Here is a 14,086-nt window from a genome sequence, read left to right as displayed (position 1 = left end):
GCTGGACCCATGAGCACCGAGCGACTGGTCGTCATCGGCGGCGACGCGGCGGGGATGTCGGCGGCGGCCCAGGCCCGCCGGCTGCGGACGGCCGACGACCTGGAGATCGTCGTGCTGGAGCAGGGCGACGTCGTCTCCTACTCCGCCTGCGGCATCCCGTACTGGGTCGGTGGGCAGGTCGAGGACCGGGACGACCTGATCGCTCGGACGCCGGTGGAGTTCGCCGCCCGGGACATCACCGTGCACACCGGCACCCGGGCGACGGAGATCGACGCCGGCGCCGGGAAGGTGGTCACCGACACCGGCGAGCGGATCGGCTACGACCGGCTGCTGGTGGCGACCGGGGGGCGCCCGAACCGGCCGCCGATCCCCGGCCTGGACGCCCCGGGTGTCTTCGGCGTCCACCGGCTCGACGACGGCGCCGCGATCCGCGCCGCGCTGGACGCCGGGCCGCGCCGGGCGCTGGTCCTGGGCGGCGGCTACATCGGGCTGGAGATGGCCGAGGCCCTGCAGCGGCGCGGGCTGGAGGTCACCGTCGTCCTCGCCGACCCGCTGCCGATGCAGCTGCTCGACGCCGACATGGCCGAACGGGTGTGCGCCGGCATGGGCGCCATGGGCATGGAGATGCACCCCGACCAGGCGGTGCGGGAGATCCTGGTCGACGAGTCCGGCCGCGCCCGCGGCGTGCGCACCGACGCCGGCAGCTACGACGCCGACCTGATCGTGCTCGGCCTCGGCATGGGCCCGGAGGTGGGGCTGGCCGAGCGCGCCGGGATCCGGCTGGGCACCACCGGCGCCATCGCCGTCGACCGCACGCAGCGCACCCGCTCGCACCCGGAGATCTACGCCGCCGGCGACTGCTCGCAGACCTTCCACCGGGTCACCGGCGAGGCCACCCACATCGCGCTGGGCACCCACGCGAACAAGCAGGGCCGGGTGGCCGGCTCGGTCATCGGCGGCCGGGCGGCCCGCTTCGCCGGTGTCCTGGGCACGGCCCTGACCAAGGTGGGCGACCTGGAGATCGGCCGCACCGGGCTGTGCACCACCGAGGCCGAGCAGGCCGGGTTCGACTACCGCACCGACACGATCGAGGCGACGACGAAGGCCGGCTACTACCCCGGCGCCGAGGAGATCGCGATCAAGCTGCTGAGCGAGGCCGGGTCGGGGCGGCTGCTCGGCGCCCAGATCGTCGGTGGCCCCGGTTCCGGCAAGCGGATCGACGTGCTGGCCGCCGCCATCTGGGCGGGGATGACCGCCGAGGACCTCGCCGGCTCCGACCTGTCCTACGCGCCGCCGTTCTCCCCGACCTACGACCCCGTGGTCGTCGCCGCGCGGGTGGTCAGCCGGATCGAGCAGGGCTGAGCCGCCACCACCGGCCGGCCCCGGTGTCGCCCGGTCGGGCTCCGCTGCCGCCCACGCTGTCGCAGGCGGGGGGCGCAGCGCGATACTGATCACCGACGTCCGCACGTACAGCGCAGTACAGCCGTTCCCGACGGAGGAGTGCCCGCATGCCCATCGCCAGCCCCGAGGTCTACGCCGACATGATCAGCCGGGCCAAGGAGGGCGGTTTCGCCTACCCGGCGATCAACTGCACCTCCTCCGAGACGATCAACGCGGCGCTGCGCGGCTTCGCCGACGCCGGCAGTGACGGGATCATCCAGTTCTCCACCGGGGGTGCGGAGTTCGGCTCCGGCACCGGGGTGAAGGACATGGTCACCGGCGCGGTGGCCCTGGCCGAGTTCGCGCACGTGGTGGCCGAGAAGTACCCGGTCAACGTCGCGCTGCACACCGACCACTGCCCCAAGGACAAGCTGGACTCCTACGTCCGCCCGCTGATCGCGCTGTCGAAGGACCGGGTGGACGCCGGCCAGGCGCCGCTGTTCCAGTCGCACATGTGGGACGGGTCGGCGATCGAGCTCACCGAGAACCTCGACATCGCCGAGGAGCTCATGGAGAAGGCCGCGGCGGCCAAGATCGTGCTCGAGCTGGAGATCGGCATCGTCGGCGGCGAGGAGGACGGCGTCGTCGCCGAGATCAACGAGAAGCTCTACACCGCCGACGGCGACTTCCTGCGCACCGCCCAGCAGCTGGGCCTGGGCGAGCGGGGCGTCTACCTGCTGGCCGCCACCTTCGGCAACGTGCACGGCGTCTACAAGCCCGGCAACGTGAAGTTGCGCCCCGACGTGCTGCAGCGCGGCCAGGCCCTCGTGGCCAAGGAGTTCGACCTGGGCGAGGGCGCCAAGCCGTTCAACCTGGTCTTCCACGGCGGCTCGGGCTCCGCGCCCGAGGAGATCCGCGAGGCGCTCTCCTACGGCGTGGTGAAGATGAACGTCGACACCGACACCCAGTACGCCTTCACCCGCCCGATCGCCGGCCACATGTTCAGCAACTACGACGGCGTGCTGAAGATCGACGGCGAGGTCGGCAACAAGAAGGCCTACGACCCGCGCGGCTACCTCAAGGCGGCCGAGACCGGCATGGCCGCCCGGATCGTCGAGGCCTGCGAGCACCTGCTCTCGGCCGGTCAGTCGCAGGGGGCGTGAGCATGAGCCACTCCCACCACAACCTGCTGGGCGAGCCGCCCGCGACGCTGCTGCCGCCGACCCCGGAGGCCGACGCCGAGCTGGCGCAGGGCGCGACGGCCGCCGAGACCGTCGCCCACCACCCCACGGTGAGCGCCCTGTGGGCCACGCTGGCCGAGGCGGCGCTGACCCGTCCCGAGCGCCAGCTGACCGACACCATCGAGGCCTACGCCTACGCCCGCACCGGCTACCACCGCGGGCTGGACTCGCTGCGCCGCAACGGGTGGAAGGGCTTCGGCCCGGTGCCGTGGTCGCACGAGCCCAACCGCGGCTTCCTGCGGTGCGTGCAGGCCCTGGCGACGGCCGCCGAGGCGATCGGGGAGCACGGAGAGCACGAGCGCTGCATCCAGCTGCTGCGCGACTGCGATCCGACGCTGGCGCCCTGACGGTCACAACGGGTGACAGGCGATCAGGTTGCCTGCCACCGGTTCACCCGTGAGCAGGCCTTCTTCCGGTCGGGGTTTGAGAATCGCTGCGGTTGTCCACCACGGAGAGTGCACGGCGTCGTCCCGGCGCCCTAGAGAGGGGACTCTCTGATGGCCACCCTGTTGTGGATCCTCGCCGTCGTCCTTGTGGTCGCCGGCGTCGTCGCGATCGTCCGCAAGGAGATCGTCTGGGGGATCGTCCTGATCGTGCTCGGTCTGCTGGTCGGCCCCGGCGGAGTCAGTATCTTCACCTGACCGATCACCCGGGCTCGGCGGCCGCCTCAGCGGTCGCCGAGCTCCGGGTGCAGCGAGGTCAGCGCGTCGGTCAGGGTGGTGAGCTGCTCACCACCGGCCATCAGCGCGGTGAGCACGTCGGCGTCGACGTCCTCGCGCGTGAGGTTCCCCGCCACCTGGCCGTGCGCCAGCAGCAGGAACCGGTCGCCGATGAGGTGCGCGTACCGCGGGTTGTTGGTGACGACGACGACCGCGAGCCCCTGGCTCCGGGCGGCGAGGATCGCCTGCCCGAACAGCGTCTGCCGGGCGACCGTCATGGGAGTCACCGGCTCGTCGATGACCAGCATGCGGGCACCGAAGTGCAGGGCCCGGGCGACGGCGAGGCTCTGCCGCTCCCCGGCGCGCAGCCTGCTGGCGGGCTGGTCCGGGTCCAGGCCGGTGATCCCGACCCGGGCCATCGCCCGCACCGTCGTCTCGCGGGCTCCGGTCACGTCGAGCCGGCGCAGCGGCCAGATCCCTCGAGTGGGCTCCGCGCCGAGGAAGAAGTTCCGCCAGATCGACAGCAGCGGGGCGACGGCGAGGTCCTCCCACACCGTGGCGATGCCGGCTTCGCGGGCCTGGCGGGCGGAGCGGAACCGCACCGGGGAACCGTCCACCCGGAGCTCGCCCTCGTCGTGCCGGCGCAGCCCGGACAGGACCGACACCAGCGTCGACTTGCCCGAGCCGTTCTCCCCCAGCACACAGGTGATCTGGCCGGGCAGCAGTGTCGCGTGCACGCGGCTGAGCGCCGGCACGTTGCCGTGGCGCACCGTGAGGTCGCGCAGCTCCACGACGGGGCAGGGGCCGGTCTCGCCGTCGGCTGGCAGGGCGGTGCTCACGACCGGGGCCTCGCCTTGAGCCGGCGATGCACCTCGCCGTTGGCGAGCAGGGCCACCAGGAGGAGCACTCCCAGCAGCGCCGAGAACCAGCGGGTGTCCCAGTCGGCGAGCGTGATGCCCTGCCGCGCGACCGCGTAGAGCAGGGCGCCGACGGCGGCACCGATCGCGGAGCCGTAGCCGCCGGTGAGCAGGCAGCCGCCGATGACCGCGATCACGATGAAGTCGATACCGCTGAGGATCCCCACGGTGCCGCCCGCCTGCACGCTGCCCAGCCGCACGAGCGTGAAGGTGCCCAGCAGCCAGCCCGCCGTCGCGGTGAGGCAGAAGAGGGCCACGGTGGTCCGCCGGACCGGCACGCCGAGCTCCCGCGCGGCCTGGCGGGCGCCGCCGCTGGCGAAGACCGCGTTGCCGAACTTGGTGCGCCACAGGGCCCAGGTGGCCAGCGCCGTCAGGCCCAGCCACCACAGGATGGCGACGCTGAACCGGCCGTTGCCAACCTCCACGGTGGCGTCGAACATGGCGCTCGCCGACGACCAGCCGGGCGTCCGGTCCAGGCCGCTGACCCGGGTGGACCCCGCGACCGCCTGCGCGCCGGCCTGCGAGGTGCCCTGGAGGATCAGGAACGTCGCCAGCGTGACGAGGAAGCTCGGCAGGCCGGTGTTGACGACCAGCACGCCGTTGACCACCCCGACCGCCAGTGCGGCGAGCAGCGAGACGAGCAGCGCCGGCCAGGTGCCCCAGCCCCCGTAGCCGATCAGCAGCGCGGTGAGGAGCGAGCTGGAGACCGCGAGCGCCCCGACCGACAGGTCGAACTGGCCGGCCACCAGCAGCAGCGCGACGGCGACGCCGCCGATCCCCAGCAGGGCGGCGGTGTCGAGGACCGTGGCCAGCCCGAACGGGGTCAGCAGGTCCGGCACCTGCAGGGCGAAGAAGACGACGACGAGCACGAGCCCGACGACGGCGGGCAGGCTCGGCCGGGCCAGCGCACGTCCCAGCACCCGGCGTCCGAGCGGCAGCGGGGCGGGGCGGTGGCCGAAGGTGGACAGGCGGTCGCTGGTCACCGGCGGGGCTCCCCGGTGGGGATGCAGGACGTCGGCAGCGGGTCCTCCTCGGCGAGCGGGGTGCCCCCAGTGTCCACGACGCCGCCAGCCACCCGCACGGGCCCGCGCCGAGCGTGCGGGTCGCGGGGACGAGGACGGTCCGCTCAGGGCTGCAGCCGCCAGCGCACCCGCATGTCGGCGTACCACGTCCAGCGGCTGACCGGCCGCAGGTACGGCACGCCGTCGCGCACGATCCGCGCCGGGTCCGACGCCGTCTGCAGAGCGCGGCCGCTGGTGTGCCGGGTCGGCCGCAACGGCAGGGTCATCACCGTCACGCCGATGGTGTCGACGGCCGACCAGTCGGGCCGGACGTCGATCCGGGTGATCTCGCCGTCGGCGACCTTGATCTCGTCGTGGTGGGCCTGCAGCCCCAGCCGGCGGGACAGCGACCGCCGCCCGCCGCCGGCCGCTTCGATGCGGCCGTGGTGCAGCAGCACGCCACCGTGGTCGTCACGGACCAGGGTCAGGTCCCGCGGCGCGCCGGTGCCGATCCCGAGGTCGCGGGCGAGGGCGGCCGACGCCTTGTCCCGGGCCGGCTCCCACGCCACCGGCACCTCCGCGTTCCGCCCGGACTTCACCAGGGCCGCGAGCACGGCGTTCAGGCCGGCGACCGGGCCGCGCACCACCAGCGCATCGGCGGTGGCGACGGGCTCCAGCAGGGCGGCGCGGGGCGCTTCGGTGGGGTCCAGGCGGCGGAGGTCCAGCTCGACCGACGGCATGCCGATACCCTGCCACCTGCCGGCCGGGATCGACCCGGGTGTCGATGGACAGGAGAACCAGGAGCCGATGCCCGCTGTCGTGCTGATCGGTGCCCAGTGGGGCGACGAAGGCAAGGGCAAGGCCACCGACCTGCTCGGCGGCCGCGTCCCCTACGTCGTCCGCTACCAGGGTGGCAACAACGCCGGGCACACCGTCATCACGCCCGACGGGGAGAAGTACGCCCTGCACCTGATCCCCTCGGGGATCCTGACGCCGGGCTGCACGCCGGTCATCGGCAACGGCGTCGTGATCGACCCCGAGGTGCTGATCAGGGAGCTCGCCGGACTGGAGGAGCGGGGGGTGGACACCTCGCGACTGGTCATCTCCTCCGACGCGCACTTGATCATGCCGCACCACCGTGCCCTCGACAAGGTCACCGAGCGGTTCCTGGGCAAGCGCAAGATCGGCACCACCGGCCGCGGGATCGGCCCCGCCTACGGCGACAAGGTCGCCCGCGCGGGCGTCCGGGTGCAGGACCTCCTCGACCTGTCCATCCTCCGCCAGAAGCTCGAGGGCACGCTCCAGGAGAAGAACCAGATCCTGGTCAAGGTCTACAACCGGAAGGCCATCGACGTCGACGAGGTCGTCGAGGAGTACACGGCGTACGCCGAGGCGCTCCGGCACCGCATCGTCGACACCCGGCTGCTGCTGGGCAAGGCCCTCGACGCCGGGGAGTGGGTGCTGCTCGAGGGCTCGCAGGGCACCCTGCTCGACGTCGACCACGGCACCTATCCGTTCGTGACGTCGTCCAACCCGACCGCCGGCGGCGCCGCCGTGGGGGCCGGGGTGGGTCCGACCCGGATCGAGCGGGTCGTCGGCATCCTCAAGGCCTACACGACCCGCGTCGGCTCCGGCCCGTTCCCGACCGAGCTGCACGACCAGTGGGGCGAGTACCTGCGCAAGCAGGGCGGCGAGGTCGGTGTGACGACCGGCCGCGACCGGCGGTGCGGCTGGTTCGACGCCGTCGTCGCCCGGTACGCCAGCCGGGTCAACGGCATCACCGACTACTTCCTCACCAAGCTCGACGTGCTCTCCGGGCTGGACACCGTGCCGATCTGCGTGGCCTACGAGGTCGACGGCGTCCGGCACGAGGAGATGCCCATGACGCAGACCGACTTCCACCACGCGAAGCCGGTCTACGAGGAGATGCCGGGCTGGTTCGAGGACATCCGGCACTGCCGGACCTTCGACGAGCTGCCGGCGAACGCGCAGGCCTACGTGCGCCGGCTCGAGGAGCTCTCCGGTGCGCGGATCAGCGTGATCGGCGTCGGTCCCGGCCGCGAGGAGAACGTGGTCCTCCACGACCTGATCGGCTGATCTCCGTCACTGCCGTCTTCCGGACGGCACCGCGGCCGGGCGCCGTCCCCCGGCTGGTCTGACCCGTCCGGCTCAGACCAGCTGTGCGGTGACGGCCGTCCGGGCCCGGACGGCGTGGTCGGGGGAGTCGGTGATCAGCCCGTCGACGCCCAGGGCCAGCAGCTGCAGGGCGTCGCCGACCGCGTCGCCGTGGGCGTCGGGGGCGTCGCCGCGGCGCAGGTGCTCGGGGAGGAAGGCGTTCTCCGCCCGCAGCGTCCAGCAGAACACCGCCAGCTCGGCCGCGTGCGCCTGCTGCACGAGGTGCGGCGTGCCGGTGAGCAAGTGGTCGTCGGCGCTGGCCAGGACCCGCTCCCGGCTCGGGGCCACCGCCTGCGCGTACGTGGAGATCTCGCGGAGTCCGGACGGTGACACCAGGACGTCGGACGCGGGGGCGTCACCGACCAGCTGGGCCATCTGGGGGCCGTCCTCGCCGAGGCGGGTGCGCAGTTCGCGGAGCACCGACGCGTCGAACGACTGGATCACGACCGTGCCGTCGGCCGTGTCGGCGCCCAGCCGGCGCAGATCGTCGGCCACGAGCTCGCCCATCGGCAGGCCCAGCGAGGTCGCCCACTCCGGGTGCTTGAGCTCGGCCAGGACGCGGACGGGGCGCTCGGCGGTCGAGCGGCAGCGGGCCAGCTCGATCACCTCGGCGAGCGTGAGGATGCCGAACCGGCCGTCGTAGGCGGTGTTCAGCGGGCGCAGCGAGGGCATCCGCTCGACCGAGCGCAGGGCGCGCAGCTCCGCGTAGGTGAAGTCCTCGGTGAACCAGCCGGTGCAGAGCTCGCCGTCGACGACCTTGCTGGTGCGGCGGTCGGCGAACTCGGGGTGCTCGGCCACGTCGGTGGAGAGCGAGAGCTCGTTCTCGTGCCGGACGACGAGCACCCCGTCCCCGGTGACGACGACGTCGGGCTCGATGAGATCGGCGCCGAGGTCGATGGCCAGCTCGAAGCTGGCCCGCGTGTGCTCCGGCCGGTAGGCCGGGGCGCCGCGGTGTCCGATGACGACAGGGCGGGGAAGACGTGTCACTGGCCGATTCGCCAGCGACTCGGTCGCGCGCATGACTCCCACAACACATGAATCGGATGAATCAGGGGGGAACTGGAGGGGACGGATTGCGCACAATCGAGCAGCCGTTGCGCTGACCAGCGGTCTTCAGAACCGTATGTGACGCACATCTTACGATGCGTGTGTGGCTGGTGGGATGAAGCCGGTGTGTGCCGGGCACCCGCAGGAGTTCCGGCACCTGCCCGGAGGCCGCCGCCCACGCCTCCCCCGCCGACCCGCAGCACGCAGTCGGTAGGGTCGCCGCTCGTGCGCGTGCTGGTGATCGGCTCCGGTGCCCGGGAGCACGCCCTGTGCGTGGCTCTGCAGTCCGACCCAGCGGTGAGCGCGCTCGCCTGCGCCCCCGGCAACGCCGGGACGCGCACGCTGGCCGACGCCCTCCCGGTGGACGCGGCCGACCCGGTGGCCGTCGCCTCCGCCGCCCGCGAGTGGCGGGCCGACCTCGTCGTCGTCGGCCCGGAGGTCCCGTTGGTCGCCGGCGCTGCCGACGCCGTCCGCGAGGCCGGCATCGCGTGCTTCGGCCCGTCGGCGCAGGCCGCCCGGTTGGAGGGCAGCAAGTCCTTCGCCAAGCACGTCATGACCGCCGCCGGCGTCCCGACTGCGCGGTCCTGGGCCGTGGGCGGCCCGGCCGAGCTGGAGACCGCCCTCGACGAGGTGGCCGCCCTCACGGGGGGCGCGCCCTACGTGGTCAAGGACGACGGCCTGGCCGCCGGCAAGGGCGTCGTCGTGACGTCCGACCGTGCGGCGGCGGCGGATCACGGCCGCCGGGTGCTCGACGCCGGCGGGTCGGTGCTGATCGAGGAGTACCTGGACGGGCCGGAGGTGTCGCTGTTCGCCGTCACCGACGGCGCGACGGTGCTGCCCCTCGTGCCCGCCCAGGACGCGAAGCGGCGCGACGACGGCGACGCCGGCCCGAACACCGGCGGCATGGGCGCCTACGCGCCTCTCCCGTGGGCGCCTCCCGGCCTGGTCGAGGACGTGCTGGCCACCGTGCTGCAGCCGACCGTCGACGAGATGGCCCGCCGCGGGGAGCCGTTCGCCGGGCTGCTCTACGCCGGCCTGGCGCTCACCTCCCGCGGCGTGCGGGTGGTCGAGTTCAACGCCCGCTTCGGCGACCCCGAGACCCAGGTCGTGCTGCCGCTCCTGGAGACGCCCCTGGGCGGGCTGCTGCACGCCGCCGCCACGGGCACGCTCGCCGACCACCCGCCGCTGCGCTGGCGCGACGGCGCCGCCGTCACCGTCGTCGTCGCGGCCGCGGGCTACCCGGAGGCACCGCGCACCGGTGACCCGGTGACCGGGGCGGACGCCGACGGCGTGCTGCACGCCGGCACGGTGCTCGCCGCCGACGGCACCGTGCTGTCCGCCGGGGGGCGGGTGCTCGCGGTGACCGCGACCGGGAGCGACCTCGCCGCTGCCCGGCAGGCCGCCTACGAGCGGGTCGCCGGGGTGCGCCTGGCCGACGCGCACTGGCGCACCGACATCGCGCTGGCCGCCGTCGAGGGCCGGATCACCCCGTGACCACCCCCCGCGCCGAGGACGCCGACGAGATCTGGACCCGCGCCTGCGATCCCTCCGTCCCCGTCGGGCACCCCGGTGACGCCGCGCTGGCGGCGGTGCTGCTCTGCCACGGCATGGCCATGAACGGCGGCCTGCTCTCCGCCGTCGAGGGGCTGGAGCCCGACCAGCGGGCCCGGGCGGTGGCCGGCTTCCGCCTGCTCGGCCTGGACGCGGCCGCGCAGGCCGTCGAGGACGTCGCCCGGGCGACGGCCGACCTCCCCGAGGGTGACCTCGAGGCCGCAGAGGGGCTCGAGGCCGAGGCGGACCGGCGCTACGACGAGGCGCTGCCCGAGGGGGACGAGACGATCGACCGAGCGTTCCGGGCCCACCTCGACCGCCACCCGGAGGCCTACGCACCCCTGGACGGCTGAGGCTCCCGCGCAGTCATCAGCCGGTGCCGACCACCGGCCGGGCGCGTTCCGGCCTGGGCTCGGGCGGCCGCGGCCCCTCGTGGCGGCGGCTGAGGTAGGTGCCGGCGACGTTGGCGCAGGCCACCGTCGGAACGGCGATCAGCGCCCCGAAGATGCCGCCGACCAGCAGCCCCGCGGCGATGGCGAGCACGACCGCCAGCGGGTGCACGTGCACCGCGCGCCCGAGCAGCAGCGGCTGGAGGACGTGCCCCTCCAGCTGCATGACCGCGACGACGATCGCCAGGGCGATCAGCGCCTTGATCGGGCCGGCGGCGACCAGCGCGACGAGCACCGCGACCGAGCCGGCCAGGAACGAGCCGATGATCGGGATGAACGCGCCGAGGAACACCAGCGCGGCCAGCGGGATGACCAGCGGCACGCCGAGAACCGCCAGGCCGATGCCGATGCCGATCGCGTCGACGAGGGCGACGGCCACGGTGGCGCGCACGTAGGAGATGAGCGTCCGCCACGAGCGGCGGGCCGCCTCGTCGACGTAGGCCCGCGACTCGCGCGGGAAGAGGCCGACCAGCCACAGCCAGATCGACCGGCCGTCCTTCAGGAAGAAGAAGAGGGTGAACAGCGCCAGGACGATGCCGGTAAAGACCTCGCCGACCGTCGTGGCGGTGCTGATGGCCCCGGTGGCGAGCTCCTGCTCGTTGCTGACCAGGAACTCCTGGGCCTGGCCGACCGCGTCCTCGAGCTGGTTCGCCGTGATCGGGAAGCTGCGGACGACGAAGCTCTCGACCCGTTCCAGCCCCTCGCTCACCTGGCTGGCGAGGTCGGTGAACCCCGCGAGCACCCGGTTCACCACCAGCGTGATGATCCCCGCGACGACGCCGAGGCCGACGACGAGCATCGTGAAGGCGGCCAGGGGGCGCGGCCAGCCGTGCCGCACCAGCGAGGCGGCGCCCGGCTGCAGCAGCGCCGCGAGCAGCAGCGCGACGATGACCGGCACCACGACGACCGCCACGTGCGCCATCGCGTAGAGGAGTGCGTACAGGCCGGCCAGCACCACCAGCAGCCGCCACGACCACGCGGCCGCCGTGCGCAGCGCCGTCGGCACGCCGTCCTCGATGCGTCCGCGCCGCTGCGGCGCGAGCAGGGTACGGGTGCGTTCACCGGGCCGTGGCGGGCGCCCGCCCTCCGGTGGGCCGCTGACCCCGCTGGGCCCGAGCGGCCCGTCCAGATCGGGCGCGCCCGGCTCGGGGCTGCCCAGCGGGGGCCGCGCGCCGTCGCCGTCCGCCGCGGCGGTGGCCCCGTGGCCGCCGGGCGCGGTCGTGGGCGCGCCGTCCACCTCGGGGAGGACGACGTCGTCGTACGCCTCCGGCCAGGCGTGCGGGTCGTGCTCGCGGGCGGCGCGGATGCGCTCCCGCGCCCGTGCGGCGAGGACGTTGGCGCGGCGCAGCATCGTGCACCTCCGGCGGGGCAGTGGGGGCCGCGATGATCATCGCAGCCCCACGGGGTGGGCGCCGTCGGCCCTGCGGGAGGATGTGCCCGTGGTGCGACGAGCTGAGCAGTGGCAGGCGGTACCCGGATGATCGAGCGCTACACGCTCCCCGAGATGGGCCGGGTCTGGAGCGACCAGCACAAGTACGAACTGTGGTGCCGGGTGGAGACCCTCGTGCTCGAGGCGCACGCGAACGCCGGCCGGGTGCCCGCCGACGTCGTGGAGCCGGTGCGCAACGCGCCGCCGCCCACCCCGGAGCGGGTGGCCGAGATCGAGGAGACGACGCAGCACGACGTCATCGCCTTCCTCACCGCGTGGGCCGACAACACCGAGCCCCGGTCGGCCGCGGCGTACGTGCACCACGGGATGACGTCGTCGGACCTGCTGGACACCGCGCTGGCCGTCCAGCTCACCGACGCCACCGACGTCCTGCTGGCCAAGGCCGACCGGCTCGTGGCCGCGCTGCGCGACCACGGGCTGGCGCACAGGGACACGATCAAGGTCGGCCGCACGCACGGCGTGCACGCCGAGCCGGACGTGTGGGGCCACCGGGTCGCCGACCTCGCCTTCGCCGCGGCCCGCTCCCGGGACCGGCTGCGGGCCGCCCGCGAGCGCGTCGGCGTCGTCGCCATCTCCGGCGCCGTCGGCACGTACTCGCTGATCGACCCGTCGGTGGAGGTGTCGGTCGCCGAGGCCCTGGGGCTGCGGCCGGCCGAGGCCTCGACCCAGGTGGTGCTGCGCGACTCGATCAGCGAGTGGGTCTCGGCGCTGGCGATCATCGCGACCGTCTGCGAGGCGATCGCGCTGGAGGTCCGGCACGGCCAGCGCACCGAGGTGCGGGAGCTGTCGGAGGCGTTCGGGTCGGGCCAGAAGGGCTCGAGCGCGATGCCGCACAAGAAGAACCCCATCCGCTCCGAGCGGATCGCCGGCCTGGCACGCGTCGTCCGGGCGGCGATCGTGCCGGTGATGGAGGGCATCCCGCTGTGGCACGAGCGCGACATCTCGCACTCGTCGACCGAGCGGGTGTTCCTGCCCGACGCCGCGATCACCACCGACTACCTGCTCGACCTGACGGCGGGCCTGGTGGAGAACCTGGTCGTCGACGCCGAGCGCATGCGGGCGAACCTGGAGTCCACGGGCGGGCTGATCTACACCTCGTCGGTGCTGCTGGAGCTGGTGGAGAGCGGGCAGTCCCGCGAGGACGCCTACGCCCTCGTCCAGTCCGCGGCGATGGAGACCTGGAAGACCGGGACGCCGTTCCGGTCGACGCTGCGCGAGCGTGCGGCCGCCTCCGGCGTGACGCTGGACGAGGCCCGGCTGGACGAGATCTGCCGGCCGGAGCGGTACGTGGCCAACCTCGGTCCGCTGTTCGACCGCCTGGCCGCGCTCTCATGAGCCTCGATCTCCCGCTGATCGCCCGCGGCAAGGTGCGGGAGATCTACGACGCCTCCTCCCCGGCCGCCCCCGACCGGCTGCTGCTGGTCGCCTCGGACCGCATCTCGGCCTACGACTGGGTGCTGCCCACGCCGATCCCGGACAAGGGGCGAGTGCTCACCCAGCTGTCGGTGTGGTGGTTCGACCAGCTGACGCCGGTGCTGGACTCCTTCGGGGCGACGCACCACCTGGTGTCGGCGTCGGACGTCCCCGCCTCCGTGGCCGGCCGCGGGATGCTGGTCCGCCGGCTGGAGATGCTGCCGGTGGAGTGCGTCGCGCGCGGTTACCTGTCCGGCTCGGGGACCAAGGAGTACGAGCGGACCGGGTCGATCCGCGACGTCCCGCTGCCCGCCGGGCTGGTCGAGGGCTCGCAGCTGCCCGTGCCGGTGTTCACGCCGTCGACCAAGGCCGAGGTGGGGGAGCACGACGAGGCGATCGACTTCGCCGCCGTCGTCTCCGCCGTGGGTGCCGAGCGGGCGGCGGAACTGCGCGAGCTGACGCTGGCGCTGTACCGGCGCGGTGCGGAGATCGCCCGGGACGCCGGCATCGTGCTGGCCGACACCAAGTTCGAGTTCGGGCTGGCGGGGGAGTCCCTGGTCCTGGGCGACGAGGTGCTCACCCCCGACTCGTCCCGCTTCTGGCCGGCGGACACCTGGTCGCCCGGGGCGGTCCAGCCGTCGTACGACAAGCAGTTCGTCCGCGACTGGCTGACGTCGTCCGGCTGGGATCGCGTCTCCGAGCCGCCGGAGCTGCCGGACGACGTCGTCGCCGCCACCCGCGAGCGCTACGTGACCGCCTACGAGCAGCTCACCGGCCGCCGCTTCGCCTGACGGCCCACGCGC

14 protein-coding genes are annotated in these 14,086 nt (G+C 73.8%); 9 read left to right on the top strand and 5 right to left on the bottom strand.

What is annotated here, in order from left to right; genetic code table 11:
* Nucleotides 1–9: 9 nt before the first annotated feature.
* The 4 genes from ABDB74_RS19195 (at nucleotide 10) to ABDB74_RS19180 (ending at nucleotide 3,262) form a co-directional block, all read left to right on the top strand.
* Nucleotides 10–1,362 (top strand): FAD-dependent oxidoreductase, encoded by a 1,353-nt coding sequence (locus ABDB74_RS19195; protein ID WP_346620400.1) that lies wholly within the window; start codon nucleotides 10–12, stop codon nucleotides 1,360–1,362.
* A 146-nt stretch (nucleotides 1,363–1,508) separates the two neighbouring features.
* On the top strand, nucleotides 1,509–2,543 hold the full coding sequence (gene fbaA / locus ABDB74_RS19190) for a class II fructose-bisphosphate aldolase (RefSeq protein WP_346620398.1): 1,035 nt from the start codon (nucleotides 1,509–1,511) through the stop codon (nucleotides 2,541–2,543).
* Nucleotides 2,544–2,545: 2 nt separating this feature from the next.
* On the top strand, nucleotides 2,546–2,968 hold the full coding sequence (locus ABDB74_RS19185; protein WP_346620397.1) for a DUF3151 domain-containing protein: 423 nt from the start codon (nucleotides 2,546–2,548) through the stop codon (nucleotides 2,966–2,968).
* Nucleotides 2,969–3,118: 150 nt separating this feature from the next.
* On the top strand, nucleotides 3,119–3,262 hold the full coding sequence (locus ABDB74_RS19180; RefSeq protein ID WP_346620395.1) for a GPGG-motif small membrane protein: 144 nt from the start codon (nucleotides 3,119–3,121) through the stop codon (nucleotides 3,260–3,262).
* A gap of 26 nt (nucleotides 3,263–3,288) precedes the next feature.
* Here ABDB74_RS19180 and ABDB74_RS19175 read toward each other — a convergent pair whose 3' ends face one another.
* The 3 genes from ABDB74_RS19175 to ABDB74_RS19165 form a co-directional block, all read right to left on the bottom strand.
* A complete protein-coding gene (locus ABDB74_RS19175) occupies nucleotides 3,289–4,119 on the bottom strand; it encodes an ATP-binding cassette domain-containing protein (RefSeq protein WP_346620393.1) in 831 nt (276 codons plus the stop codon).
* On the bottom strand, nucleotides 4,116–5,180 hold the full coding sequence (locus ABDB74_RS19170; protein WP_346620391.1) for an ABC transporter permease: 1,065 nt from the start codon (nucleotides 5,178–5,180) through the stop codon (nucleotides 4,116–4,118). Before ABDB74_RS19170 ends, ABDB74_RS19175 begins: the two co-directional genes overlap by 4 nt.
* Before the next feature lie 143 nt (nucleotides 5,181–5,323).
* Nucleotides 5,324–5,938, bottom strand: a complete 615-nt coding sequence (locus tag ABDB74_RS19165) for a hypothetical protein (protein ID WP_346620389.1) — start codon at nucleotides 5,936–5,938, stop codon at nucleotides 5,324–5,326.
* A gap of 67 nt (nucleotides 5,939–6,005) precedes the next feature.
* On the opposite strand from ABDB74_RS19165, the gene ABDB74_RS19160 reads away from it, so the two are divergent.
* Nucleotides 6,006–7,295: an adenylosuccinate synthase gene (locus ABDB74_RS19160; RefSeq protein ID WP_346620387.1), complete on the top strand. Its 1,290-nt coding sequence runs from the start codon at nucleotides 6,006–6,008 to the stop codon at nucleotides 7,293–7,295.
* Between the two features lie 72 nt (nucleotides 7,296–7,367).
* Here ABDB74_RS19160 and ABDB74_RS19155 read toward each other — a convergent pair whose 3' ends face one another.
* Nucleotides 7,368–8,360 carry a glycerophosphodiester phosphodiesterase family protein gene (locus ABDB74_RS19155; RefSeq protein WP_346620385.1) on the bottom strand — a complete coding sequence of 331 codons (993 nt, stop codon included), beginning with the start codon at nucleotides 8,358–8,360 and terminating at the stop codon, nucleotides 7,368–7,370.
* 285 nt (nucleotides 8,361–8,645) lie between these two features.
* Here ABDB74_RS19155 and purD point away from each other — a divergent pair, with 285 nt between their 5' ends.
* Together purD and ABDB74_RS19145 are read left to right on the top strand one after the other, a co-directional pair.
* The gene (gene purD / locus ABDB74_RS19150) at nucleotides 8,646–9,914 is read left to right on the top strand and encodes a phosphoribosylamine--glycine ligase (protein ID WP_346620383.1); all 1,269 of its coding nucleotides are present in this window, start codon (nucleotides 8,646–8,648) and stop codon (nucleotides 9,912–9,914) included.
* Entirely contained in the window at nucleotides 9,911–10,324 is a 414-nt protein-coding gene (locus ABDB74_RS19145; RefSeq protein ID WP_346620382.1) for a hypothetical protein, read from the top strand. Before purD ends, ABDB74_RS19145 begins: the two co-directional genes overlap by 4 nt.
* Nucleotides 10,325–10,340: 16 nt before the next feature.
* On the opposite strand, the gene ABDB74_RS19140 is transcribed toward ABDB74_RS19145, so the two are convergent.
* Nucleotides 10,341–11,771 (bottom strand): AI-2E family transporter, encoded by a 1,431-nt coding sequence (locus ABDB74_RS19140; RefSeq protein WP_346620380.1) that lies wholly within the window; start codon nucleotides 11,769–11,771, stop codon nucleotides 10,341–10,343.
* 108 nt (nucleotides 11,772–11,879) lie between these two features.
* Here ABDB74_RS19140 and purB point away from each other — a divergent pair, with 108 nt between their 5' ends.
* The gene (purB, locus tag ABDB74_RS19135; protein WP_346620378.1) at nucleotides 11,880–13,205 is read left to right on the top strand and encodes an adenylosuccinate lyase; all 1,326 of its coding nucleotides are present in this window, start codon (nucleotides 11,880–11,882) and stop codon (nucleotides 13,203–13,205) included.
* Nucleotides 13,202–14,074 carry a phosphoribosylaminoimidazolesuccinocarboxamide synthase gene (locus tag ABDB74_RS19130; RefSeq protein WP_346620376.1) on the top strand — a complete coding sequence of 291 codons (873 nt, stop codon included), beginning with the start codon at nucleotides 13,202–13,204 and terminating at the stop codon, nucleotides 14,072–14,074. Before purB ends, ABDB74_RS19130 begins: the two co-directional genes overlap by 4 nt.
* The last annotated feature ends 12 nt before the right edge of the window (nucleotides 14,075–14,086 follow it).

The sequence above is a fragment of the Blastococcus sp. HT6-4 genome (assembly GCF_039679125.1).
Classification (GTDB): domain Bacteria; phylum Actinomycetota; class Actinomycetes; order Mycobacteriales; family Geodermatophilaceae; genus Blastococcus; species Blastococcus montanus.
This window is presented reverse-complemented; position numbering and strand designations above follow the sequence as displayed.

Excerpts from the sequence above, each read along its gene's own strand:
- ABDB74_RS19195 (WP_346620400.1), top strand. The coding sequence starts at position 10 with ATGAGCACCGAGCGACTGGTCGTCATCGGCGGCGACGCGGCGGGGATG.
- fbaA (WP_346620398.1), top strand. The coding sequence starts at position 1,509 with ATGCCCATCGCCAGCCCCGAGGTCTACGCCGACATGATCAGCCGGGCC.
- ABDB74_RS19185 (WP_346620397.1), top strand. The coding sequence starts at position 2,546 with ATGAGCCACTCCCACCACAACCTGCTGGGCGAGCCGCCCGCGACGCTG.
- ABDB74_RS19180 (WP_346620395.1), top strand. The coding sequence starts at position 3,119 with ATGGCCACCCTGTTGTGGATCCTCGCCGTCGTCCTTGTGGTCGCCGGC.
- ABDB74_RS19165 (WP_346620389.1), bottom strand. The coding sequence starts at position 5,938 with ATGCCGTCGGTCGAGCTGGACCTCCGCCGCCTGGACCCCACCGAAGCG.
- ABDB74_RS19160 (WP_346620387.1), top strand. The coding sequence starts at position 6,006 with ATGCCCGCTGTCGTGCTGATCGGTGCCCAGTGGGGCGACGAAGGCAAG.
- ABDB74_RS19140 (WP_346620380.1), bottom strand. The coding sequence starts at position 11,771 with ATGCTGCGCCGCGCCAACGTCCTCGCCGCACGGGCGCGGGAGCGCATC.
- ABDB74_RS19130 (WP_346620376.1), top strand. The coding sequence starts at position 13,202 with ATGAGCCTCGATCTCCCGCTGATCGCCCGCGGCAAGGTGCGGGAGATC.